Source organism: Glycomyces tenuis DSM 44171 (assembly GCF_000427885.1).
GTDB classification, from domain to species: Bacteria; Actinomycetota; Actinomycetes; order Mycobacteriales; family Micromonosporaceae; genus Glycomyces; species Glycomyces tenuis.
In genome coordinates this window covers 225,950-247,558 of record NZ_ATYW01000001.1, presented here as the reverse complement: position 1 = coordinate 247,558, position 21,609 = coordinate 225,950, and the positions used below count along the sequence as shown (strand labels likewise).

17 protein-coding genes and 1 tRNA gene are annotated in these 21,609 nt (G+C 70.6%); 9 read left to right on the top strand and 9 right to left on the bottom strand.

Features of this window, described 5'->3' with window-relative positions:
• Positions 1-23: 23 nt before the first annotated feature.
• Positions 24-1,046 (top strand): LacI family DNA-binding transcriptional regulator, encoded by a 1,023-nt coding sequence (locus tag YWW_RS0101265; protein ID WP_026928673.1) that lies wholly within the window; start codon positions 24-26, stop codon positions 1,044-1,046.
• 598 nt (positions 1,047-1,644) lie between these two features.
• Positions 1,645-2,001, top strand: coding sequence for an ArsR/SmtB family transcription factor (locus tag YWW_RS0101260; protein ID WP_026928672.1), 357 nt, complete (start codon positions 1,645-1,647; stop codon positions 1,999-2,001).
• A 947-nt stretch (positions 2,002-2,948) separates the two neighbouring features.
• Here YWW_RS0101260 and YWW_RS35635 read toward each other — a convergent pair.
• Complete coding sequence (locus YWW_RS35635) at positions 2,949-4,085, bottom strand: hypothetical protein (protein WP_035697502.1); 1,137 nt, start codon at positions 4,083-4,085, stop codon at positions 2,949-2,951.
• 434 nt (positions 4,086-4,519) lie between these two features.
• On the opposite strand from YWW_RS35635, the gene YWW_RS27605 reads away from it, so the two are divergent.
• The 3 genes from YWW_RS27605 to YWW_RS0101235 all read left to right on the top strand — a co-directional run bounded on the left by YWW_RS27605 (position 4,520) and on the right by YWW_RS0101235 (position 7,589).
• Positions 4,520-5,263, top strand: a complete 744-nt coding sequence (locus YWW_RS27605) for a DedA family protein (protein ID WP_081687100.1) — start codon at positions 4,520-4,522, stop codon at positions 5,261-5,263.
• 660 nt (positions 5,264-5,923) lie between these two features.
• The gene (locus YWW_RS0101240; RefSeq protein WP_026928669.1) at positions 5,924-6,295 is read left to right on the top strand and encodes a hypothetical protein; all 372 of its coding nucleotides are present in this window, start codon (positions 5,924-5,926) and stop codon (positions 6,293-6,295) included.
• A 268-nt stretch (positions 6,296-6,563) separates the two neighbouring features.
• Positions 6,564-7,589: a chaplin family protein gene (locus tag YWW_RS0101235; RefSeq protein ID WP_081687099.1), complete on the top strand. Its 1,026-nt coding sequence runs from the start codon at positions 6,564-6,566 to the stop codon at positions 7,587-7,589.
• 81 nt (positions 7,590-7,670) lie between these two features.
• On the opposite strand, the gene YWW_RS0101230 is transcribed toward YWW_RS0101235, so the two are convergent.
• Positions 7,671-8,177: an SRPBCC domain-containing protein gene (locus YWW_RS0101230; RefSeq protein WP_211228388.1), complete on the bottom strand. Its 507-nt coding sequence runs from the start codon at positions 8,175-8,177 to the stop codon at positions 7,671-7,673.
• 21 nt (positions 8,178-8,198) lie between these two features.
• Positions 8,199-10,574: an Hsp70 family protein gene (locus YWW_RS36740; RefSeq protein WP_051325236.1), complete on the bottom strand. Its 2,376-nt coding sequence runs from the start codon at positions 10,572-10,574 to the stop codon at positions 8,199-8,201.
• A 102-nt stretch (positions 10,575-10,676) separates the two neighbouring features.
• Between YWW_RS36740 and YWW_RS0101220 the strand changes: the two genes are divergently transcribed.
• A complete protein-coding gene (locus YWW_RS0101220; protein WP_026928666.1) occupies positions 10,677-13,760 on the top strand; it encodes a glycoside hydrolase family 3 C-terminal domain-containing protein in 3,084 nt (1,027 codons plus the stop codon).
• Between the two features lie 9 nt (positions 13,761-13,769).
• On the opposite strand, the gene YWW_RS0101215 is transcribed toward YWW_RS0101220, so the two are convergent.
• Positions 13,770-14,150 (bottom strand): MerR family transcriptional regulator, encoded by a 381-nt coding sequence (locus YWW_RS0101215; protein WP_026928665.1) that lies wholly within the window; start codon positions 14,148-14,150, stop codon positions 13,770-13,772.
• 56 nt (positions 14,151-14,206) lie between these two features.
• Between YWW_RS0101215 and YWW_RS0101210 the strand changes: the two genes are divergently transcribed.
• Both YWW_RS0101210 and YWW_RS0101205 read left to right on the top strand, forming a co-directional pair.
• Positions 14,207-15,316 (top strand): alkene reductase, encoded by a 1,110-nt coding sequence (locus YWW_RS0101210; RefSeq protein ID WP_026928664.1) that lies wholly within the window; start codon positions 14,207-14,209, stop codon positions 15,314-15,316.
• Positions 15,317-15,565: 249 nt separating this feature from the next.
• Positions 15,566-16,468 carry a hypothetical protein gene (locus tag YWW_RS0101205; protein WP_155829797.1) on the top strand — a complete coding sequence of 301 codons (903 nt, stop codon included), beginning with the start codon at positions 15,566-15,568 and terminating at the stop codon, positions 16,466-16,468.
• A 19-nt stretch (positions 16,469-16,487) separates the two neighbouring features.
• Here the strand turns inward: YWW_RS0101205 and YWW_RS0101200 are convergent, their stop codons facing one another.
• From YWW_RS0101200 to YWW_RS0101185, 3 genes are all read right to left on the bottom strand, one after another.
• On the bottom strand, positions 16,488-17,369 hold the full coding sequence (locus tag YWW_RS0101200) for an NUDIX hydrolase (RefSeq protein ID WP_026928662.1): 882 nt from the start codon (positions 17,367-17,369) through the stop codon (positions 16,488-16,490).
• Positions 17,370-17,428: 59 nt separating this feature from the next.
• Complete coding sequence (locus YWW_RS0101195; protein WP_026928661.1) at positions 17,429-19,477, bottom strand: RNA degradosome polyphosphate kinase; 2,049 nt, start codon at positions 19,475-19,477, stop codon at positions 17,429-17,431.
• A gap of 212 nt (positions 19,478-19,689) precedes the next feature.
• Complete coding sequence (locus YWW_RS0101185) at positions 19,690-20,214, bottom strand: DinB family protein (protein WP_026928660.1); 525 nt, start codon at positions 20,212-20,214, stop codon at positions 19,690-19,692.
• Between the two features lie 92 nt (positions 20,215-20,306).
• Here YWW_RS0101185 and YWW_RS33595 point away from each other — a divergent pair, with 92 nt between their 5' ends.
• Positions 20,307-20,777, top strand: coding sequence for a hypothetical protein (locus YWW_RS33595; protein ID WP_051325235.1), 471 nt, complete (start codon positions 20,307-20,309; stop codon positions 20,775-20,777).
• A gap of 2 nt (positions 20,778-20,779) precedes the next feature.
• Here YWW_RS33595 and YWW_RS0101175 read toward each other — a convergent pair whose 3' ends face one another.
• On the bottom strand, positions 20,780-21,211 hold the full coding sequence (locus YWW_RS0101175; RefSeq protein ID WP_211228387.1) for a hypothetical protein: 432 nt from the start codon (positions 21,209-21,211) through the stop codon (positions 20,780-20,782).
• Between the two features lie 246 nt (positions 21,212-21,457).
• Positions 21,458-21,532 (bottom strand) — tRNA-Asp (locus YWW_RS0101170).
• Positions 21,533-21,609: the final 77 nt, after the last annotated feature.

The following is a 21,609-nucleotide window of genomic DNA, read 5'->3' as shown; positions in this document are numbered from 1 at the left end:
CTAAGGTGGGTAGCCTCAGCGAGATGGAACGCAAACAACCGGCCCGACTGGCCGATGTCGCCCGAGCCGCCGGTGTCTCGGTGGCCACCGCCTCGCGCGTCCTCAACGGATCTCCCCATCGGGTGAGCGATCAGCTGAGCGAGCGGGTGCGCGAGGCGGCGCGCCGGTTGCGATATGCGCCGAACGTGGGAGCGCAGGTCCTGGCCCGCTCGACGTCGCAGACGGTGGCCCTGCTGCTGCACGACGTCACCGACCCGTACTTCGGCCAGATCGCGGGCGGCGTCCTCGCCGAGGCGGCCCGCCGCAACATCCGGGTCCTCATCGCCGACACCGGCATCGACCCCGACTCCGAGGTGCAGCACCTCGACTCGCTGCGCGGCTACCGTCCCCGCGCGGTCATCGTGGCCGGTTCGCGGACCACCGACGAGGAGGCCGAGGCCAGGCTCGCCGACCACCTGTCCGACCTGCTCGAACTGGGCGCGACGGTGGTGAGCGTCGGCCAGCCGGGACTGCCCGGCCGCGTGGTGCGCCCGGCCAATCGCGAGGGGGCGGGGGCCCTGGCGCGGTATCTGGTCGAGCAGGGCCACCGGGAGTTCGCGGTCGTGTCCGGGCCCGAGCAGCTCCAGGTGGTGCGCGATCGCCGCGACGGTTTCGTCGGGGCGCTCCCGCCGGAGGCGAGCGTGACGCACGTGCCCTCGGAGTTCAGCCGCGACGGCGGCTACCAGGCCGGGCTCGATCTGCTCGCGCGCGGCTCCCTGCCGACGGCGGTGTTCGTGACCGGCGACGTGCAGGCCACCGGTCTGTGCACGGCGCTGCGGGAGAGCGGCGTGCGGATTCCCGAGGAGGTCTCGGTGGCCGGATTCGACGACATCCCGATCGTGCGCGACTTGACTCCGTCACTGACTACGGTCGCGCTCCCACTGCACGACATGGGCGTGAAAGCGCTTGTGGCGGCATTGGATGAGGACGGGGACTTTCCCGACGAGCTCTCGGTGGACGCCGAACTCGTCGCCCGCGAATCGACCGCGCCGCCGCGCGGGAAATGATCACATTTCTTCCGTGTGACGAGTCGCATGAACGCCGCTCGGGCGTTATGCGGCTCGTTTCCATTGCGGTCCACGCAACTCCCGCGGGGCCGCCGGCAATGGGCCGCGAGGCGGCCTGGTTAGGCTCGGGTCAGCGGAAAGCGGTGTCCGTGGTTCGTTTGGGCGGTATCCTATAGGATGTACTTCCGGCCGACGTACGCTGCGGTTCCGTCCTGTTCTATATACTGAGACGTTCGTCACCTACGGAGCGTGACGTCTATCTCACTCTAAAATTGGCAAACGATTAAATATAGGCGTATTTGGATATAACGCCTGGTAGTCATCCGTCCGACCGGTCGAAAATGGTCACCCCGCGGAAAGTGATCGCCGAATGGTGGTGGCCCGGTTGGTGCAAGGGGCGTACTCTCGGCGTTAGGTCTAGTGAGAGCCGTGGTGCAGCTTTCTCTTGGACCACAGGGAACCGAAGCCTTTGCGTGCTGGAAGCGTCGTCGTTACCGCCCGGCTACAACGCGAGGGCATATTCACGGTTGGAACTGGATTAATGGCAGCGCGGCCATGTCCGGCGCCGACTGGGAACCAATCCGGAAGGAACACGATCATGGTGCGAGTCACCGTCGAGGCGGAGACGCCAGTATCGCCAGTGAGCGGCGAGACGATCTCCAAGGCCGACGCAGAACGCATCGCAGGTGTCCTCAAAGCACTTGCGGACCCGAACCGACTCCAACTCATCAGCCTCATCCAGGCCTCCCCCGAGCAGGAGGCCTGCGTCGCCGAGCTGACCGAGCCGCTGGGCCTGTCCCAGCCGACGGTGAGCCACCACCTCCGCATCCTGGCCGAGGCCGGGGTCGTCCAGCGCGACAAGCGCGGGGTGTGGGCCTACTTCCGCCTCGTCCCCGAGACGATGCGGATCGTCGCCGACCTGCTCACGCCGCCGAAGCGGCGCCGCCGCCGCTAGCGACCGCGCCCACGGCATGGCGTCTCACCTGCCGTGACGCTCGGTCAACAGTGGATAACTGAAAAACGGGAGCTCGACTGATTCTGTGTCGGGTCATACACTTGTGACATGACCGGCAGACACCGCAGGCCGCGACGGCTCTCGAAAGAGGGCCGCCGCCTCCTCGGTGGTGCCGCGCTGCTGGCCGTCTTCGCGCCGGTGACCGTCTACACGCTGAACGCGGCCATCGCCCACGTGCAGTCGTGCGGAACCGAGACCACGCTGACGGTGGCCGCCTCTCCCAGCATCGCGCCGATCCTCCAGGACTTCGTCGCCGACGGCGGCGGAGCCCCGTCCCGGGGATCGGACGTGTGCGCGGAGATCACCGTGAACGCCGTCCCCACCAGTGCGATCGGCGAGGCCGAGGCCGACGTGTGGATCCCCGAGACCGAACTCGTCCTGGACCTGCCCGAGGCCGGCCTCGCCGAGCGGTGGGAGGTCTTCGAGACCTCCACGGCCTCCGACGCGGTCGGCCTCGCGGTGCCCGAGGGCGCCGACGCCACCGAGATCAACCCCGAGGCGGCGGCCATCGCCCTCGAGGACCCGCGCCAGGACCCGGCGAGTCTGATGTGGATCGTGATGTTCGGGGTGAGCGAGGCCGACGTCGCCGGCGCCGACGACGCCTTCCCCGTCATGTCCGGCGCCGAGGCCCGCCTGCGCAACGCCGAGGAGGACGCCGGGCTCCAGCCGCCCAGCGGCAACGTGCAGGTCGGCCAGTTCGAGTTCCCGATGCTCGTGGACGCCGAGCTCGACGACGCCCGGCGCGAGGCCGCCTCGAACCTCCTGCGCTCCTACGGCAGCCACAAGTACACCGACCTGCTCATGGAGGCCGGCTTCGGCCCGGCCGTCCCCACGGCCCCGGCCCGCTCCGAGACCGCCGTCGCCTCCGTGCTGGAGACCTGGGACTCCTACTCCTCTTCCTCCAGCGACTTAGCCTGGTTGAGCACGTCGTTGAGGATCGGCTGCACCTCCACGGCGAGATCGGAGGACACGTTCGCCACCGCCGTGACGTGCAGGACCGCGTCCTCGGTCTCGACGAACACGCTCAGCGAGGCCTTCCACTCCCCGTACGGCTCGCGGTCGGAGAAGCCGATGTCGCCGTTCTCGTAGGCCTGCAAGGGCTGGTAGGGCAGCTGCTCCTGGAGCTCCTCGCGGGTCGTGTCGCCGCAGGGGTCCTCGCACACCGTCCAGGCCACCTCCACCGACGACTCCCCGTCCGGCGCGGTGCACACCGCGGCTTGCTCCTCGGGCGCGCACTCGTAGTCCGAGGGCGCCCGGAACGCGAACGGCCACCCGGTGAGCGAGACGACGCGCGTGTCGTCGTCCTCGCCGAACAGCTCGCCCGCCACCGACAGGCCCGGCGCGTCGTCCTGCCACTCCGGCTTCGACTGCCCGTCCGGGCCCTCCTCGGCCGCCCCGTCGGGCGCCTCCTCGGCCTCGGCGGGGCCGGTCTCGGTGGTCTGCGACGCCGGCTGCGAGCCGTTCGAGTCGTCTTCCCCGTCGTCGGCGGCGAGCGTCGTCCAGATGATCCAGCCGCCTACGATCAGCGCCACGATCCCCACGACGCTGGCGATCCCGATGAGGATGGGCCGCAGCTGCGAGGGCCGCTTGGGCGCGGTGATCATCACCGGAGGGGACATCGGCGGGGCCGACGGCGGCCCCGCGGGGGAGGCCGGGGCCTGCGGCCGGGCGGCCGCGGCGGCGGCGCCGACGGGCAGCGGCCCCGTGGCCGGGCCGAGCGCGAGCAGCCGGTCCATGATCCGGTCGGCGCCCCTGAGGCGCGCGTCATGCAGCGTCACGACGTACGGCTGCTCGGCCTCGAGGTCGGCCACCAGGATCGGGGCGTCCTCCGGGCCCGCCGTGGCGTACGCCCAGGCCACCGTGTCGGACAGCAGGCCGCGCCTGGCCGGGTCCTTGGAGGAGGTCGAACCGAGGGTGAGGATCTGGACGGGGCGCCCCGTCTCGTCGACGCCCTCGCACAGCTCGTAGGCCCCTTCGACGCGAGCGGTCGCGACGTCCTTGTACGGCCCTACGGTGCGGCTCATCGAGACCCTCCCTCCCACTCCGAGCTACCGACCGGTAATCCGGCAGCGAGTGCGAGCCGGAAGTCCGCGAATTACCACTAAGTATGGCGTGGCGCTGCTCGTCCGGCGACACCAAGGTGGCCGCGGTTCCCGCACCCGCCGCACCGCGTGCGGCGGCGCGGCGCGTCGGGCCCCCGGGCTCGAGAGACGCGCCCGCGGGGCGGCGGGCCGAAGGGCCGAGGCGCGAGCCGGGGCGATATCGGCCGGAGGACCGAGGCGCGCGCACCGGCGGGCTGACTAGGCTTGCCGAGTGACGAACCACCGAAGCGCCAGAGGCGTTCCGGACCTCTCCCGGGCGGTCCGCTCAGCGGCCCGCGCGTACGCTTCTTCCCACGTGACCACCGAGATCGACCGGCGCCGACCGCGGGCCGCGATCGCCATTCCAGAGGACGACCATGCTCAATGAAACCCTGGCGTCGACGACGGCCGCCGCGGCAGAGGAGCCCGGCGGGTTCATCGGCTGGGTCCTTGACCTCATGGACAGGCTGGGCGAGGTGGGCGTCGGGCTCGCCCTCGCCATCGAGACGATCTTCCCGCCGGTGCCGAGCGAGCTCATCCTGCCGGTGGCGGGGTACCTCTCCTATTCGGGCCAGATGAACTTCGGCCTGGTCATGGTGTTCGCGACGATCGGGTCGATGATCGGCGGCTGGTTCTACTACTACGTGGGCTACGCCTTCGGCCGCGACCGCACCCGCTGGCTGTTCGAGAAGCTGCCGCTGTTCGAGGTGAAGGACTTCGAGCTCGCCGAGCGGGTGTTCGCGAAGTGGGGCGTCGTCGCCGTCCTGGCCGGCAGGTGCCTGCCGATCGTGCGCAGCGTCATCTCCATCCCCGCGGGCATCGAGAAGATGCCGATCTGGAAGTTCTCGCTGTTCACGCTGATCGGCAGCACCGTGTGGAACTCGATCTGGGTGGGCCTCGGCTTCGGCTTCGGCCCGCAGATCGAGCCGGTCCTGAACCGCTACAGCGACCTGCTCAGCAAGATCGTGCTCGGCGTCATCGCCGTGCTCGTCCTCTGGTTCGTCGTCGCCCGGACGATCAAGCTGATCCGCAACAGGGGCCGCGGGGACGACTCGGGCCCGGGAGCCGGCTCCGGCTCGGGGCCCAGCACCGACACCGTCATCCTGCGCAAGGTGCGTTGACTTCCTCCCCTCCCTTCGGGGAGGGGATTCCCGGCTTGCGGCCCCCGGCTACGGGTGGGTTCCCGTTTCAACGGGCCGCGCCGGGTCTCCTCGGTCTCACCGGCCCCCGTAAGGCCGGAGCACCCTCCGGGAAACCGGTGGCCGGATACGAGAAGCGACCCGCGGCCGCGGGAGCGATTCGAGGCCGGTTCCGGTCCGAGGCCGAGCACCCGCACCTTCATCAGAGCCGAGCACGGGGGCGCCGCCTGGGCGCCCCCGTCGTCGCCGTGCGACGAGCCCGCTTGTCGCCCAGTGTCGTGTACGCGACAGGAGGGTGATGTTTTCGAATTTCTTCGCGTCCGGGCGTAACCGCCCCCCGGCTTGCCTAGTTAGTCAGGGTGGCTGCGCGATCACACGATCGGCGGCCCGGGGCCGGAGTGTCACCGGCCGCCAGACAGCGCGAGGGTCCTCGACCCGCAGGCGATCCAGCCGGCGAGGTCGCGGCTGAGGGCCCGATCCGGAAGCGGCGCGACGCGCCACCGGCTCGCTGGACAACTGACGACAAGACCAATGACATGGCCCACACGGTGGGGTGGTTCGTGCTGCGCTGTATCTCCAGCCGCACTGCCACGTTGTGCGCGGCCAGGAGAAAGGCAAGCAACGCAGATGAAAATGCGCACTGTGCGTAAGGCGACACTCGTCGGAGGCATCGCCACGGGGGCTCTGCTGTTCGCGGGATCGGCCGCTCAGGCCGCCGACACCGAAGTCGAGGAGGCGGGACTCGACGCCGTTCAGTCGGCGCCGGACCTGCTCGGCGGACTGCCGGTCCCCACCGACGCCGTTCCCGGCCTGGACGCGGTGCAGAACCTGCCCGTCGTCCCGAACGCCACCGGTCAGAGCACCGGCCAGCAGGTCCAGGTCGACGACACCGCCGAGAGGAACGTCGACAAGGTCGACGCCGACGGTGCCGACACGCAGGAGCCCGCGGGCAGCCCCGTGGACGACCTGCTCGGCAACCTGGGCGGCGGCCTTCCGGTCCCGCTGCCGTTCTGATCGCCCACACACTGGCAGGAAACGCCGACCGCGGACGGCCTCGACCGTCGCGCCATCCGCGGAGGCGAACTCGATCGGCGGGCGCACCCGGCGCCAAGGGCCCGGTCCCGGGCGGCCCGCCGATCAACACAACTCTCCCCGGTTTCCAAGGCACCCCGTTTCGGTGGGCATTGCTCGCCTTCATGAACGTGCACAAGCCATTTGGAGCCGTCGGAGCTTCACGGGGGATACGTGATGGAACAACGAGAACCCTGAAAGGTGACGGTTCGTGAACAACTCATGGGCACGTAAGACTGCACAGACCGGCGTGATCGCCGCGGGCGCCGTCCTGGTGGCGGGCGCCGGCACGGCGCACGCCTACGGCCCCGACGTCGAGACGTCGGACCAGATCGGCGCGGTGACCGGCAACCAGGTGGTCGCCCCCGTCCAGGCCCCGATCAACATCTGCGGCGTCTCCGCCGCGGTCCTGGGCACTTCGAGCGCGGGCTGCGAGGGCGGCTCCGAGGCCACCTTCGGCGGCCCCGGAGGAGACCTGACCACGCAGAACAACACCGGCCTGGTCAACGGCAACCAGGCGTACGCGCCGATCCAGGTCCCCACCGAGGTCAGCGGCATCGCCGCCGCCGTCGGCGGGGCCGCCGACGGCTGGTCCACCGGCGGCTCGACCGCCACGATCCCCGAGTCGGGACGCCACGCCGAGTCCGGCGACGTCACGACTCAGCGCAACGTCGGCCTGCTCTCGGGCAACCAGCTGCTCGCGCCGATCCAGGCCCCGATCGACGCGTGCGGCAACGCCGTCGCCGTCGGCGGTGCCGCGGGCGCGGGCTGCGAGGGCGGCGCCGAGGCCGAATACGACGGCCCCGGCGGCGACCTCACCAGCGAGGACAACGTCGGCCTGGGCAACGGCAACCAGGTGTTCGCGCCGATCCAGGCGCCGATCAACGTGTGCGGCAACGCGGTCGCGATCCTCGGCTACGCCAGCGCCTCGTGCGAGGGCGGCTCCGAGGCCGAGATCGACGAGCCGGGCCACGACAGCCACAAGCACGCCGACCACGACGAGTCCGCGACCGCCGAAGCGGCCGCCGTGGACCTCGGCGAAGAGCAGCTGCCCACCGGCGGCGTTCCCGCTGTGGACGGCGTGACCGGCACCGCCACCGACCTGGCCGGCGGACTGCCGGTCGTCGGCGACGTGACGAATGGCCTCGGCAACAACGTGACTCCCGAAGACGTTGTTTCCACGGCCACCGAGACGGTCTCCGGCGTCACCGAGCTGGCCGGTTCGGGCCTGCTCTAAAGCCGCACCGGACCCACACCGAAGGCCGGTGTCGCGACGGGGAGTCGCGGCGCCGGCCGGCGGTCGTCCACGTGCCGCTGTTCAGCGGCGCGAGGCGGCGACGCGCTCGATGAGGGCCGCGTTCATGGCGGTGAAGCCCTGCTCCGTGTCGGCGAACACGCGCTTCATCAGCGGCACCAGGACGCCGGTGAAGCGCTCGCCCTGGGTGAAGCGGGTCGAGTCGTCGTCCTGGGGTTCGAGCACGAAGTAGTGCTCGCCGTCGAAGACCCCGCCGGGGCCGAGGCGACCGAGCCAGCGGAACTGCCGCGCAGGGGAGACACGCAGGACACTCGGACGGAAGCGGTTCGACCAGCCGCTGGGCATGGTGACCGCGACGTCCAGCCGCTCGCCCTCGGCCAGGACGCCCTCGATCGACGTGATGGTCGGGTTCCATTCCCCGTAGGAGGGAAAGTCCGTCAGGACCGTCCACACCTCGTGGGCGGGCGCCTCGATGCGGACGGTCTCCTCGATCCGGCGCTCGTTGCGCATGGCCCAGACGCAGTAGGCGGCGATCGCGACGACGATCAGCGCGATGATGATGAGTGCCAAGATTTCAACCTTCGTCTCGGATCAGCTGCCCAGGTTCCACAGACGCACGGTGCCGTCCGCGTAGCCGGTGACCGCGATCGTATACCCGTCGACGACCACGGAGTCCGTGTCCGTGACCAGGTTCGAATCGTCGTCCTCGTCGGCGAGGGCCGCCAGTTCGGTGCCGCTGTAGAGGTCCAGGACCGCGCCCTGCGAGTCGTCGTCGTGGGCGAGCAGCGCGGGCGCGCCGTCGACCGTCACCGCCGCGCTCGCGAAGTTGGCGTCGAGGTCGCCCTCCCACTCGGCGGACCCTGTGAAGGCGCCCGACTCGAGGTCCCAGATGAAGTACCGTCCCCGGCTGAGGACCATCGCGTGCGGTGTGCCGTCGATGGAGACGACTCCCAGCGACTCGGGGGCGTCGTCCGCGCTCCAGTCGTCGGCCTCCTCGAACTCCAGGCCGGTGTCGAGACGGACCCTGGTCTCGTAGAGCCGCAGTCCGCCTTCGGCGTCCACGGTGACCAGGCCGATGCGATCGCCGAAGACGGCGTAGTTCCTCAGGCTGGCGAGCTGGTCCCCGTCGAACTCGATGTCGCCGGTCACGGCGGTGCCGTTCTCGAGGTCCCACAGGTACGAGTGCGTCGGGTACATGACGGCGTAGGTCGCGTTCCCCTCATTGGTGCCGAGGGCGTCGCGCTCCACTTCGTCGAGGTCGGAGTAGCCCTGGCCCTCGTGGAGCGTCTCGTACTCGAAGGACTCGGGGTCCCAGGCGTAGAAGCCGAACTCGGTGTCCATCGCGACGAGCACCGAACGCCCGTCCGAGAGCGCCGTCAGGCCCAGGAACTCGGTGGAGTAGGCGAAGTCGACGCTGTCGACGGCTTCGCCGGTCTCCAGGTCCCATTTCGTGACGGTCTTGTCGGCGCCGGTGGTGAAGAGCGCCGGGCCGTCCTCAGTCGAGACGGCCGCCATGGAGGTGACCGCGCCCTCGTGGGCCTCGATGACCGGGCCGATCCGGTCGAACGTCGCCGCCTCGGCCAGGGAGTCGCTCAGAGTGGGCGCGTCGTCGGCCTCGGCGTCGGGACGGAAGACGTAGACGAGCGCCGCGATGAGCAGCACGTTCACGGCGATGACCGCCGCGATGATCCTCCTGGCGCGCCGCTGCTTCGCGGCCCGCTCCTGGGGGGACGGCGGCGGCCCGGTGAGTGACGGCGAGGTCGGCGCCGACGGCGGCGAGAGCGGCGCGTGCCGCTGGGGCGTCACCGGCGCGGCCTGCGGCATGATCTGCGGTGTGACCGGCGGCTGCGGCCGGGGCCGGGCGTGCGGTGTGACCGGCGGCGGGCTCGGCCGCGTCGGCTCGGTCCACCGCACGCTGCCCTCGGCGACGACGACTTCCGGCTGGTCGAGCACCGTCGGCGCGACGCCCAGGGCGCGGTGCAGCATCGTCGCCACCAGCGGCATGCGGCTCGCGCCGCCGACGAGGAACACGCCGGCGCTCCGGGCCGCCTCGAGTCCGGCGGCGCGCAGGACCGCCCGCGTCACGTGGATCGTCCGCTCCAGGTGCGGGGCGGCGATCTGCTCGAGTTCGGTGCGCGTCAGGTGCGCCTCGACCTCGAGCAGCGGGATCGCGAGGTCGGCCTGCTGGTGGCGTGAGAGGCGCTCCTTGGCGCCGCGGATCTCCTCCTGGAAGTCGCGGAAGGCGCGGCGCTCCTCCACGGTGCCCGGATTGGTGAGCCGCAGCCAGCCCTCGTGCTCGCCGTAGGTCTTCGCCAGGTGGTCGACGATCGCGGCGTCGATGTCGAGGCCGCCGAGGTCGCCCCGGCCGTCCAGCGCCACGGTCTCGAAGCCGTGCTCGGTGCGGCGCACGACGCTCGCGTCGAAGGTGCCCGCGCCCAGGTCGTAGACCACGAGGGAGGAGCCGGGCGCGATGCGGTGCCCCAGCGACTCGGCGAAGTACGTCGCCGCCGCGACCGGCTCGGGCACGAGCCGCACGCGGCCGAGCCCGCTGCGGGCCGCGGCGTCCTCGACGACCCGGCGCCTCGCCGGGCCCCATTCGGCGGGCACGGTGACGGTGACCTGCCGCGGCGGCCCCACCACGCGCCGGCACTCCTCGGCGACGGCGCCGAGTACGGCCGCGATCAGGTCGATGACGGGGAATTCCTGGTCGCCCAAGAGCACGGCGCCGCGGTCGATGTGCCGTTTGGGGTTGGGCTCGAAGCGCTCGGGGTGCCTGCGCCCGCTGTGGACGGCGTCGCGGCCGACCAGGAGGCCGCCGTGGGCGTCCGCGCACACCGCCGAGGGCATGAGCGGCGCGCCGTCGAACAGCAGGGGCCGCACGGTCCCGTCGGCGCGGCGGACGACGGCGATGGTGTGCGAGGTGCCGAAGTCGACGCCGAGCGACGGTGCGGCGGACGGGGGATGCATGGCGTGATGGTATCGAAGCGGCGCGAGCGCCGAATATCACCTTGAATTAGTCGGGTCATACGTCGTAATGTCGAGGGACCTGCAACCGATGATCGGAAGTCCATGTCAGTACCCGCTTACCTCGACACCTCCCGGCCGGTCGCCGAACGCGTCGAGGCCATCCTGGCCCTCATGAGCGACGAGCAGAAGCTCGCCTGCTTCGACGGCGTCCCCGAGACCGTCCTCGCCGACGGCTACACCCTTCCCGAGCACCGCAACAAGTTCGCCGAGGTCCTCCACGGCTCCGGCCACCATGCCAACGCGACCCTCTTCCCCCAGGCCATCGGGCTCGGCGCCACGTGGAACACCGAACTGCTCGAACGCGTCGGCGAGGTCGTCGCCACCGAGATGCGCGAGCGCGACCCCGAGACCCTGGCCGCCTTCGGGCCCGTCGCCGACATCCGCTCGAATCCGCTCGCCGGGCGCTACGAGGAGGGCTTCGGCGAGGACCCGCTCCACGTCGGCGCCATGGTCACCGCCTACGCGCACGGGCTGCGCGGCCGCCACCCCGAGTACGTGCGGGTGCTCCCGCAGATGAAGCACTTCCTCGGCTATGACCACGAGTGGCACCGGGGCCGCGCCTCCGCCTCCATGAGCGTGCGCGCGCTCAACGAATACCAGGCCGTCCCCTACCGCAAACCGGTCGAGGCCGGAGCCGTCCTGGGCGCCATGACCGCCTACAACCTCGTCAACGGCGTGCCCTCGGTCATCGCCCCGATCATGGAGGAGCTCCGGAGCGAATGGGCGCCGGGCGGTTTCATGTTCCTGCCCGACGGCTGGGACGCGGTCAACCTCAACACCACCAAGGGCGCGCCGTTCGACACCTGGGAGACCCCGGAGGGGCGCGACGTCTCCTACCCCAAGGCGCTCGCGGCCGAGGAGGGCCGCGAGATCGACCGCGAGGAGATCTTCGTCTACGCCTGCGGCCTCATGGTCAAGGCCGGGCAGACGCACCTGAGGGACGGCTCGGACCTGCCGTTCAACGCCGGTGCGGCCGAAGCGATCCGGCGCGGCCTGTTCGGGCTGACGATGGCCGACGCCGAGCGGGTCGTGCGCGACTGGCTGACGTTCCTGGTGAGCACCGGGCGGCTCGACGGCGACGAGTGCCCGTACAACCGGATCGAGGTCCGCGACGACGCGCACACCAAGCCCGAATCGCGCGAGCTCGCCCTCCAGGCCGCCCGCGAGCAGCTCGTCCTGCTCAAGAACGACGGCGGTCTGCTGCCGCTGCCCGAAGGGCCGCGCGTCGCCGTGGTCGGCCCGCTCGCGGATGTGAACCTGCGCGACTACTACAGTCCGCTCGTCGCCGACCGCGTCACCCCGCTCCAGGCGGTCACCGAGCGCCTCGGCGAGGCGAACGTCCTGCACCACACCGGCAACGACCTCGTCGCCTGGACCGACGACGGCAGGCACGTCACGACCGGCGAGGAAGGGCTCCTGTCCGCCACGGCCGACTCGATCGGCGCGGACGAGACCTTCGAGGTCTACGACTGGGCGCACGACCAGTACTTCTTCCGCCACGTCGGCTCCGGGAAGTTCCTCAGCGCGGACATCCTGAAGCGCGACGACGGCCCGGCGAGCTTCACCAACCAGGTCGGCGCCAGCGGCAAGGGCACCGGGCCGGTGCTCGCCGCCACCGATGACGCGATGGTCGACGCCAACGCCTGGTTCACCTTCCAGAACTTCCACTACCGCCGCGAAGACGGCCGGGCCAGGATCTTCGGCCTCAACCACGTCGAGGGCGACCTCACCGCCGCCGACGTCTTCGGCGTCACCGTCGCCGAAGACCGCACCATGCCTCTGTCCAAGGGCCACTTCGGGACGCCACTGACCGAGACAGTGGTCTCGGACGGACCCCAGGCCGCCGCGGACGTCGCCGCCGAAGCCGACTACGCGGTGGTCGTGGTCGGCAACCACCCCCTTGTCAACGCCCGCGAGTGCTTCGACCGCCCCGGGCTCGACCTGGCCGAGCGCCAGGCCGAGCTGGTGAAGCGGGTGGCCGCGGCCAAGCCGGGCCGCACGGTGGTCGTGGTCGTCTCCTCCTACCCCTTCGCGATCGGCGACATCGCCGCCGACCCGAACGTGGCCTCGATCGTCTACACCTCCCACGCCGGGCAGGCGGCCGGGACGGCGCTGGCCGAGGCGCTGTTCGGCGACTTCTCCCCGGCCGGGCGGCTCACCTCGACCTGGCTCGCGGACACCGCGTCGCTGCCGAAGCCGGGCCCGAAGACCGAGGAGTTCCGCGTCGACGAGGTCGACATGCTCGAATACGACGTGATCTCGGCGGGCCTGACCTACCGGTACTCCAAGGCCGAAGCGGTCTACGGCTTCGGCCACGGCCTGTCGTACACGAGCTTCGAGTACGGCGATCTGGAGGCGCCCGACGAAGCCGCGGCCGATGCGCCGTTCACGCTGGCGCTCAACGTGACCAACACCGGCGAGCGCGCCTCCGACGAGGTCGTGCTGGCCTTCGCGAGCGCATGCGAGTCGGCCTACGGCGACCGCGTCCCCGAGACGCAGCTCGTCGGCTTCGAGCGCGTCAAGGACATCGCGCCCGGCGAGACGCGGCGGGTGGAGATCGAGGTCGACCCGGCCGACCTGTTCGTCTGGGACGTGGTCTCGGGCCAGCGGATCGTGGAGACCGGACGGTACCTGTTCTTCGCCGGCACCGACGCCGAGGGCCCCGAGAAGGAGGTGCGCATCGAAGGCGAGACGATCGGCGAACTCGACCTCTCAGAGGCCCAGAACGTCTGGGAGAAGGCGACGATCGCCCGGGGCGTGACCTACTGGGAGGTCTCGAAGCTGAACACCGTCGCCCGCCGGGGCGGCTACCACTCGACGGGCTCGCGGCGCGCGGGCGACCACGTCGGCTTCACCAAGGCGGTGCTGGACGGCGCCACGGCGATCGAGCTGCGCACCGCCACCACGGCCGCCGACTGGGCGGACCTGTCCGACCCGGTCGTCGAGGTCCGCGCGGACGCGCCCGACGGCCCGGTCCTGGCCGAGGTGCGGGTGCCGATCACCGGCGACCTCCAGAAGTTCGAGCACGTCGAGGCCCCGCTGAACGGCGCCGAGGGCGTCCGGGACCTCTACCTCAGGTTCCGGTGCGGCGGCATCTACATCGAGTCGATCCGGCTGCGCCGCTAAGGCGGCGGCTCAACGGCCCGGCTCGCCCGCATGCGGCAGCCGGGCCGTGCTGATGACCTCGTCGAGGATCTCGCGCGAGCGCACCAGCTCCGCGATCGCGCCGTCGATCCGCTCGCGCTCGCCGATCAGCTCCTCGGCCAGCCACGGCGTCGCGGACTCGTTCGGGCCGCCGTCGCTGTCGCGCATGCACGGCAGGATGCGGCCCACGGCCTCGCTGTTCAGGCCGGCGGCGAACAGCACCTGGATGCGCACCACCCGGTCGACCGCCGCCTCGGCGTACTCCCGGTGGCCGCCGGGGGTCCGCGTCGAGGCCAGCAGGCCCTGCTGCTCGTAGTACCGCAGTGAGCGTTCGCTGACGCCCGTGCGCCGCGCGAGTTCGCCGATCCGCATGGTCTTCCTCACATCGACTTGAACCTGACACTGATGTCAGGTTCTACGGTACCGCCATGACGAACGCACACCAGGCCACGAGCCTCTTCGACCCCGCCCGCCTCGGACCGCTGGACCTGCCGAACCGGCTGGTCATGGCGCCGATGAGCCGCAACCGCGCCACGCCCGACGGCGTGCCGCGCCCGATCATGGCCGAGTACTACGCCCAGCGCGCCGCCGCCGGGCTCATCGTCGCCGAGGCGGCCACGCCCGCCCAGGTCGGCTTCACCTACCCGAACATCCCCGGCGTCTTCAACGAGGCGCAGGTGGAGGGGTGGCGGCGCGTCACCGGCGCGGTCGCCGAAGCGGGCGGCCGCATCTTCCTCCAGATCGAGCACGGCGGCCGCATCGGCCACGTCGAGACCGGCGGCCTCCACCCGATGGCGCCCTCCCCGATCGCGCTGCCCGGCGGCATCCGCACCCCGCAGGGCAAACGCGAGGCGCCCGTGCCGCGCGAGATGACCCCCGACGACCTCCGCGCCACCCGCGAGGCGTTCGTCGCCGCCGCCCGCAACGCGATCCGCGCGGGCTTCGACGGCGTCGAGGTCCACGCCGCCAACGGCTACCTGCTCAACCAGTTCCTCGCCACCAGCACCAACCGCCGCACCGACGACTACGGCGGCTCGATCGCGAACCGCATCCGCTTCGTCGTCGAGGTCGCGAGCGCCGTCGCCGAGGCGATCGGCCCCGAGCGCACCGGCCTGCGGATCTCACCCGGCAACCCCGACAACGGCATCCACATGGACGACGGCGAGGAGCTCTTCCCGGCGCTGCTCGACGCCCTCGCCCCGGTCGGGCTCGCCTACCTCCACGTGGTCTACGCCGACCCCGCCGAGCCGCTGTGGGGCGAGCTGCGGCGGCGCTGGCGGGGGACGCTGATCGCCAACCCGGTGCTCGGCCGCGGCGACACGCTGCCGGTCGACGGCGGCAGGAGCAAGGCCGATCGCCTCCTGGAGGCGGGCGCGGACCTGATCTCGCTGGGGCGGCCGTTCCTGGCGAACCCGGACCTGGTCGAGCGGCTCCGCCTCGGCGCGCCGATGAATCCGCTGCGGCCGGGCTATCTGGCCTACGGCGGCGACGAGGAGAACTACCTCGACTACCCGACGCTCGAAGCCGCGAAGATCTGAGCGGAGACCAGAACCGGGCCTCGCGGCGCCGCCGGTCCGCACCACTCGGTGCCCGGCACGGCCCGCGAGGGCCTCGGCGGCACGGCCCTCCCCCTTCCGCTCCGGCGAGAACGGCTTGACATAGCCGTGTGTCGATCGGTCATGTCAAGTGCCTGACAATCCCGTTTCCCTGCTGTCCGAAGCTCGTTCATACCTGTGAACACGGATGGAAAGTGAGACGTGATGCCAGGAACGCTCCACGAAGTCATCGTGAAGCTCGTTCAGGACCAACCGGCGATCGCAGCGGATCTGCTCCTGCTCGCCGACACCCGTCGGCGACAGGCCGGATGTGTGAGCGCCGAGACGCGCTCGTGCTCCGTAGGCTCCCCCGGGCCGGTGGAGCGCCGGGCCGACTGCGTGGTGAAGCTGTCGCTCGACGACGGTTCGGAACGCATCGTCGTGGTCGAGGTGCAGAACGAGTGGAAGAAGGAGAAGTACTACCGGCTGCCGGGGTACATGACGCGGGTGTTCGAGGACTACCGGCTGCCGGTGGAGATGCTGGTCGTCTGCGGCTCCGATGCCCTGGCGCGCCGTTTCCGAGGCGGGATCGAACTCGGGCCGGGCAACAGGATCACCGTCCGGCCGCTCGGACCCTCGGACCTGCCGACGCCCACCGAGCTGACCGATGAGGTCGAGCCGGTGGTCGTCCTGCTGGCCGCGGCGCTCGGGGCGCAGACGCCTCCCGACGACCCGGAGCTGTTCGTCTCGACTGTCGACCGCGCCCTCGGTAGAGTTGAGACGCAGCGCGCAGTCGACTACACCATGTATCTGCTCGAACTGTTCGCGAAAGAGATCGGAACCTTGCTGGAGACCCTGATGCAGACCAAGTCGCGGCCGTATCACTCGGCCTACAGTGACCGCCTCCGCGAGGAGGGTCTTGAAAGAGGCCTTGAAGAAGGCCTTGAAAAAGGGCTCGAGAAGGGCCTTGAAGAGATGCGGCACGTCCTGTTCGACCTCTTGGAGAAGAAGTCGCAGGGCGCCGACGCCGAGCAGCGCCAGGCCATCGAAGGCTGCCGCGACCTCCACCGGCTCCGGCTGTGGATCACCGAAGTCGCGATCGACGGACGCTTCGAGGCTACCGCCCAGGGTTCCGACGAGCCGAAAGGCGAATGAGCACCAGGCGCACGTCCCGTCAGTCGTGGCGCTCGGTGGCGACGAGCCGGCCGCCCGCGGTGTGGAAGACCAGGAATGAGCCCTTGTCCAGCGGCGGGCCGCTCGGCGCCGCCGCTTCCAGGCGGTGGCAGAAGTACTCGGCGAGTTCGTCGATCGTCTCGCCGTGGCCGCAGATCACGGCCGGGCGCCCTTCGGCGATGAGCCGGTCGATCCGCGCCGCCGCATGGCCGGGCTTGTCCGTGCCGGGCGTGAACTCCGGCAGGCCCGCGAGCGGGACGCCCTCGGCCGCGCAGTACGGCAGCAGCGTCTCCAGGCACCGGGCGCTGGTGGCGCTGTAGGCGTCCCCCACCGGATAGCTCGACAGCAGCACCTCCAACTGTGTCGCGCGCTCGCGCCCGCGCTGGTTGAGCGGGCGCAGCTCGTCCTGGGCGAACCAGTCCGCCTTCGACATCGCGATGGCGTGCCGCACGAACACGAACGGCACCGTCTCCCGCGCCTCGTGCCCGGCGAACTCGGCCAGCACCGGCTGGTCGCGCTCGTGCGTGAGCCGCTCGGCGGCCTCGCTCAGCGGCACCCACTCCAGGCCGTCGACCTCGCGCGGGTCCACCGCCTGGTCGACCGCGTCGGCCGCCGCAGTGGCGCACCAGTAGTCGACGCGCTTGAGCTGGCCCTCCTTGTCGTAGAACGAGGGCGCCAGGGGACGGCCGAGGACGGGCCGGACGCCGGTCTCCTCGAACACCTCCCGCTGCGCCGCCGCCAGCAGGTGCTCATGCTTTTTGAGCTTGCCCTTGGGGAAAGACCAGTCGTCGTACTTGGGGCGGTGGATGAGCGCGAGCTCGACCTCGCGCTCGCCGCGGCGCCACAGCACGGCGCCGGCGGCGAAGATCTCGGGTTGGTTCAAGTGCGCTCCTGAAAGCCGTGCTCGTGCAAAACCTGTGCTCCTGTGTACCGATGCGCGCCTCAACGGTGCTCCCGCATCAGTTCCTCCTGGACGTCGATGCCGCCCCGGCGGCGCGACCACAGCCCGAGCGGGCCGAGCCTCCACGTCCTCGTGTCCTCGTGCATGCCGCGTTCGAGCATCGAGATGAGCTGCGCCCGATGGGCGTCGCCGGTCACCTGCAACAGCACTTCGACACGGCGGTCCAGGTTGCGGTGCATCAGGTCCGCCGAACCCAACCATACTTCCGGGTCCCCGGCGTTCTCGAACACGTACACCCGTGAGTGTTCGAGGAAGCGGCCGAGGACGCTGCGGACCCGGATGTTGTCGGACAGGCCCGGCACGCCCGGCCGCAGGGCGCAGATGCCGCGGATCCACAGGTCGATCGGCACCCCTTCCCGGCTGGCCCGGTAGAGGGCGTCGATCATGTCCATGTCGGTCAGGGAGTTGCACTTGAAGCGGATGCGCGCCGGGAGGCCCGCGCGGTGGTTCTCGATCTCGCGGCCGATGCGCTCGATCAGCCCGGGCCGCAGCGAGTGCGGCGCCACCAGGAGGCGCTGGTAGTCCTCGGAGCGCGAGTAGCCGGTGAGGTGGTTGAAGACGGCGCTGACGTCCTCGCCCACCGCCCGGTCCGTCGTCAGCAGCCCGAAGTCCTCGTAGAGCCTGGCGGTCTTCGGATGGTAGTTGCCGGTGCCGATGTGGCTGTAGCGCAGGAGGCTCCCGTCGTTCTCCTGCCGGACCACGAGCGCGAGCTTGCAATGGGTCTTGAGGCCGACGATCCCGTACATGACGTGGCAGCCGGCCTGCTCGAGCTTCTGCGCCCAGTCGATGTTGGCCTGCTCGTCGAAGCGGGCCTTGATCTCGACGACGACCACGACCTGCTTGCCGGCGTCGGCGGCGCTGATGAGGGCGTCGACGATCGGGGACTTGCCGCTGGTGCGGTAGAGGGTCTGCTTGATGGCCAGCACCTGCGGGTCGGCGGCGGCCTCCTCGATGAGCCGCTCCACCGAGGCGGTGAACGAGTCGTAGGGGTGGTGGACCAGGACGTCCTGCTCGCGCATGACGGCGAACAGGTCGGCGTCGGGCGGCAGGACGGCTTCGGAGGGCCGGAACGGCGGGTACTTCAGCTCGGGGCGGCCGAGGTCGGCGATGGCGCCGAGGCCGGCCAAGTCGAGCGGGCCGGGCAGCTTGTAGACGACCTCCTCCTCGACGCCGAGCTCGGCGGTGAGGCGGTCGAGGACGACCGGGTCGATGGTGTCCTCGACCTCGAGGCGCACCACGGGGCCGAAGCGGCGGCGCAGCAGCTCGCGTTCGAGGGTCTGGAGGAGGTTCTCGGTGATGTCCTCGTCGATCTCGAGGTCCTGGTTGCGGGTGACGCGGAAGGTGTGGTGGGCGACGACGTCCATGCCGGGGAACAGCTGGTCGAGGTGGGAGGCGATGACGTCCTCGAGGGGCACGAAGCGGCCGGGGGCGACGGCCATGAAGCGCGGCAGCAGCGGCGGGACCTTGACGCGGGCGAAGCGCAGGGAGCCCTTGTGCGGGTCGCGGACCTGGACGGCGAGGTTGAGGGACTGGCCGGAGATGTACGGGAAGGGGTGCACGGGGTCGACGACCAGCGGCGTGAGCACGGGGTAGATGCGGGTGCGGAAGAGCTCGTGCATGAGTCGGCGCTCGGACTCGGCGAGGTTCTCCCAGCGCAGGATCTCGATTCCCTCCTTCGCCAGGAGCGGGGCGATCTCCTCGCGGAAGCACTCGGCGTGCTCGATGCTGAGCTGGTGGGCGAGCCCGGCGATGCGTTCGAGGACGCTCTGGGGCTGGCGGCCCGAGGAGGTGCGCACGGGCAGGCCGGCGGCGAGGCGGCGCATGAGGCCTGCGACGCGGACCATGAAGAACTCGTCGAGGTTGGTCGAGAAGATGGACAGGAAGCGGACCCGTTCGAGCAGCGGCAGCTCGGGGGACTGCGCGAGGCGCAGGACGCGGCCGTTGAAGCGCAGCCAGCTCTCCTCGCGGTCGAGGAACCGATCAGGCGGCAAATCCGCCCCGACGAGGGGAACAGGCTCGCTATTCGTCATACACCACAATATTAATGCCGAAGGTGAACTCTCGGTGAACCAGTTCTGAAATCCACTCGCGTTCACGAGATCACATGTTATGTCCACTGAGGATCTGGAAGTGCCGCCGCCTGCGGATGACCGCCGTCACCGGCGCCTCCCCGCCCGCCCCGCTCCGGCCTGAGGCCGCCTTCGCCCGCACGGGGGCGAAGGTGACGTTCAGGTGACGCGGGCTACTCCCCGGTGCTGCCGTCGATGCGCTCGCGCAGGAGGTCGGCGTGGCCGTTGTGGCGGGCGTACTCCTCGATCATGTGGAGGTAGACCCAGCGCAGGCTCATGGCGCCGTGGCGCGGATGCTCGAAGGTGTCGTCGAGGCCGTGCCGCCCGGCGGCCTCCTTCGCGTCCTTGACGGCGGTCCGGAAGCGCTCGAACGCCTCTTCCGGATCGGCCTGCGGGGCGTCGCGGAAGTCCGCGTAGGGGTCGTCGGAGGGCCCGTAGAAGGGCAGGTCCTCCTCCTGCTGCCCGTCCACCCTGTTGCAGAACCAGCCGTACTCGACGTCGCTGATATGGCGGACGAGGGCGAGGAGTGAGAGCCCGGACGGCTCGACCGAGGCGCGTTTGAGCTGCTCCTCGTCGAGTCCGGCGCACTTCATGAGGAGGGTGTCGCGGTGGTGGTCGAGGAATCCTTCGAGGAGCTCCCGCTCGGAGCCCACATTGGGAGGGCTGGCGCGGGTGATCTCAGGCGCGGTCCATGTCATGAGGTGAGGCTAGTTCGGCTCGCCCGCCCGAAGCATCCGGATTACGCGCCGCCGGCGGGGGTAACCCCACCGCCACCAGCGAAGGAGGAGCGATGTCCGATCGTGAGCCCTACTCGACCGACGACAAGGACGCGTTCGAGTGGATCGATGACATGGAGCAGAGCGAGCAGCCGGTGGAGGACGAGATCCTCGACGCCGAGGACTACAAGGCCGCCGACCGCTACGGCACGACGCCCGCGGAGGAGCGCCGCGGCGTCCCGCTGGAGGAGGAGCTCGCCGACGAGGAGCCGGACGTGCCGAGCGACTCGGTCTCAGACGAGTGGGAGGAGGGCCCCGACCCGCGGGCGGAGGCGCTCTTCGACGAGGACGAGCTGTACGCCGAGGAGGCGGAGGGCGGCGAAGACGCCGACCTGGGCGAGATCCACGTGACCGAGGACGACCGCGATCGGGCGCGCGACATGCGCGAGACCTGGGAGGCGGAGAGTCCGCCGCCCGTCTTGGAGGACGAGGACGCCTTGGACGAGGACCGCGACCAGGAACCCCGCCGAGACGACTGGCGCTGACGTCAGCGGGCCGCGGTCTCCGGGGACCTGCGGTCGACGACGGCGGCAGCGATGAGCAGGCCGCCTGGGACCAGCAACGCGATGAAGCCGCTCGGGCCGATCAACCAGATGCAGCAGGCGGGCCATGCGATCAGGACGGCCGCGTAGCCGAGCCCGACGCGCTGCCCCTGCCTGCCCAGGCGGACCATGAGCAGCCCCATCAGCGCTCCCGGGACCGCGATGCCGCCGGGCAGGGCCCAGAACAGGGACAGCGATTCGGGGTCCGCGTCGGCGGTTCGCAGCGCGCCGTCGAACCACTCGCTCCAAGGGGCCTGCGGGACGAACACCGCGATGTGGAGTGCGGCGATGGTGATGGCGGACCATCCGGCCGCGCTGCTCAGCCGGGCGGCGGCGGGCGCGGCCCGCCGAATCCCCGATGTCGACGTGGTGGTCATGGGCCGAACCTACGATCGCCGCCGACCGGAATCCTCCCACTGGAGAGTCATCCGCCTCCCCCGCGCGGGGGAGGCGGGCGGCTCGGCGCGCACTCGGCCGGCGGGGTGAGGGGTTCTTGGGAGTACCGGGGTCGGCTGCGCGCCGGCCGCCTGCCGGCCGCTCCGCGCCGCGAGACTAGGCGAAGTGGACTGGCGGAAGGTTCGGAGAACGAAAGAACCCCCTGGTCGCCCAGGGGGTTCGTACTGCGGTCCCGACGGGATTTGAACCCGCGACCTCCGCCTTGACAGGGCGGCGAGCACTCCTGACTGCTCCACGGGACCTTGAGTTCGGATCGAAATCCCTCAAGGTCGCAAGACCTCTTAATTTATACCAGGCCGATTCATGTGACTGAACTCGC

Coding starts and splice junctions, on each gene's coding strand:
- YWW_RS0101265 (WP_026928673.1), top strand. CDS start 24: ATGGAACGCAAACAACCGGCCCGACTGGCCGATGTCGCCCGAGCCGCC.
- YWW_RS0101260 (WP_026928672.1), top strand. CDS start 1,645: ATGGTGCGAGTCACCGTCGAGGCGGAGACGCCAGTATCGCCAGTGAGC.
- YWW_RS35635 (WP_035697502.1), bottom strand. CDS start 4,085: ATGAGCCGCACCGTAGGGCCGTACAAGGACGTCGCGACCGCTCGCGTC.
- YWW_RS27605 (WP_081687100.1), top strand. CDS start 4,520: ATGCTCAATGAAACCCTGGCGTCGACGACGGCCGCCGCGGCAGAGGAG.
- YWW_RS36740 (WP_051325236.1), bottom strand. CDS start 10,574: ATGCATCCCCCGTCCGCCGCACCGTCGCTCGGCGTCGACTTCGGCACC.
- YWW_RS0101220 (WP_026928666.1), top strand. CDS start 10,677: ATGTCAGTACCCGCTTACCTCGACACCTCCCGGCCGGTCGCCGAACGC.
- YWW_RS0101215 (WP_026928665.1), bottom strand. CDS start 14,150: ATGCGGATCGGCGAACTCGCGCGGCGCACGGGCGTCAGCGAACGCTCA.
- YWW_RS0101210 (WP_026928664.1), top strand. CDS start 14,207: ATGACGAACGCACACCAGGCCACGAGCCTCTTCGACCCCGCCCGCCTC.
- YWW_RS0101195 (WP_026928661.1), bottom strand. CDS start 19,477: ATGACGAATAGCGAGCCTGTTCCCCTCGTCGGGGCGGATTTGCCGCCT.
- YWW_RS0101185 (WP_026928660.1), bottom strand. CDS start 20,214: ATGACATGGACCGCGCCTGAGATCACCCGCGCCAGCCCTCCCAATGTG.
- YWW_RS33595 (WP_051325235.1), top strand. CDS start 20,307: ATGTCCGATCGTGAGCCCTACTCGACCGACGACAAGGACGCGTTCGAG.
- YWW_RS0101175 (WP_211228387.1), bottom strand. CDS start 21,211: ATGACCACCACGTCGACATCGGGGATTCGGCGGGCCGCGCCCGCCGCC.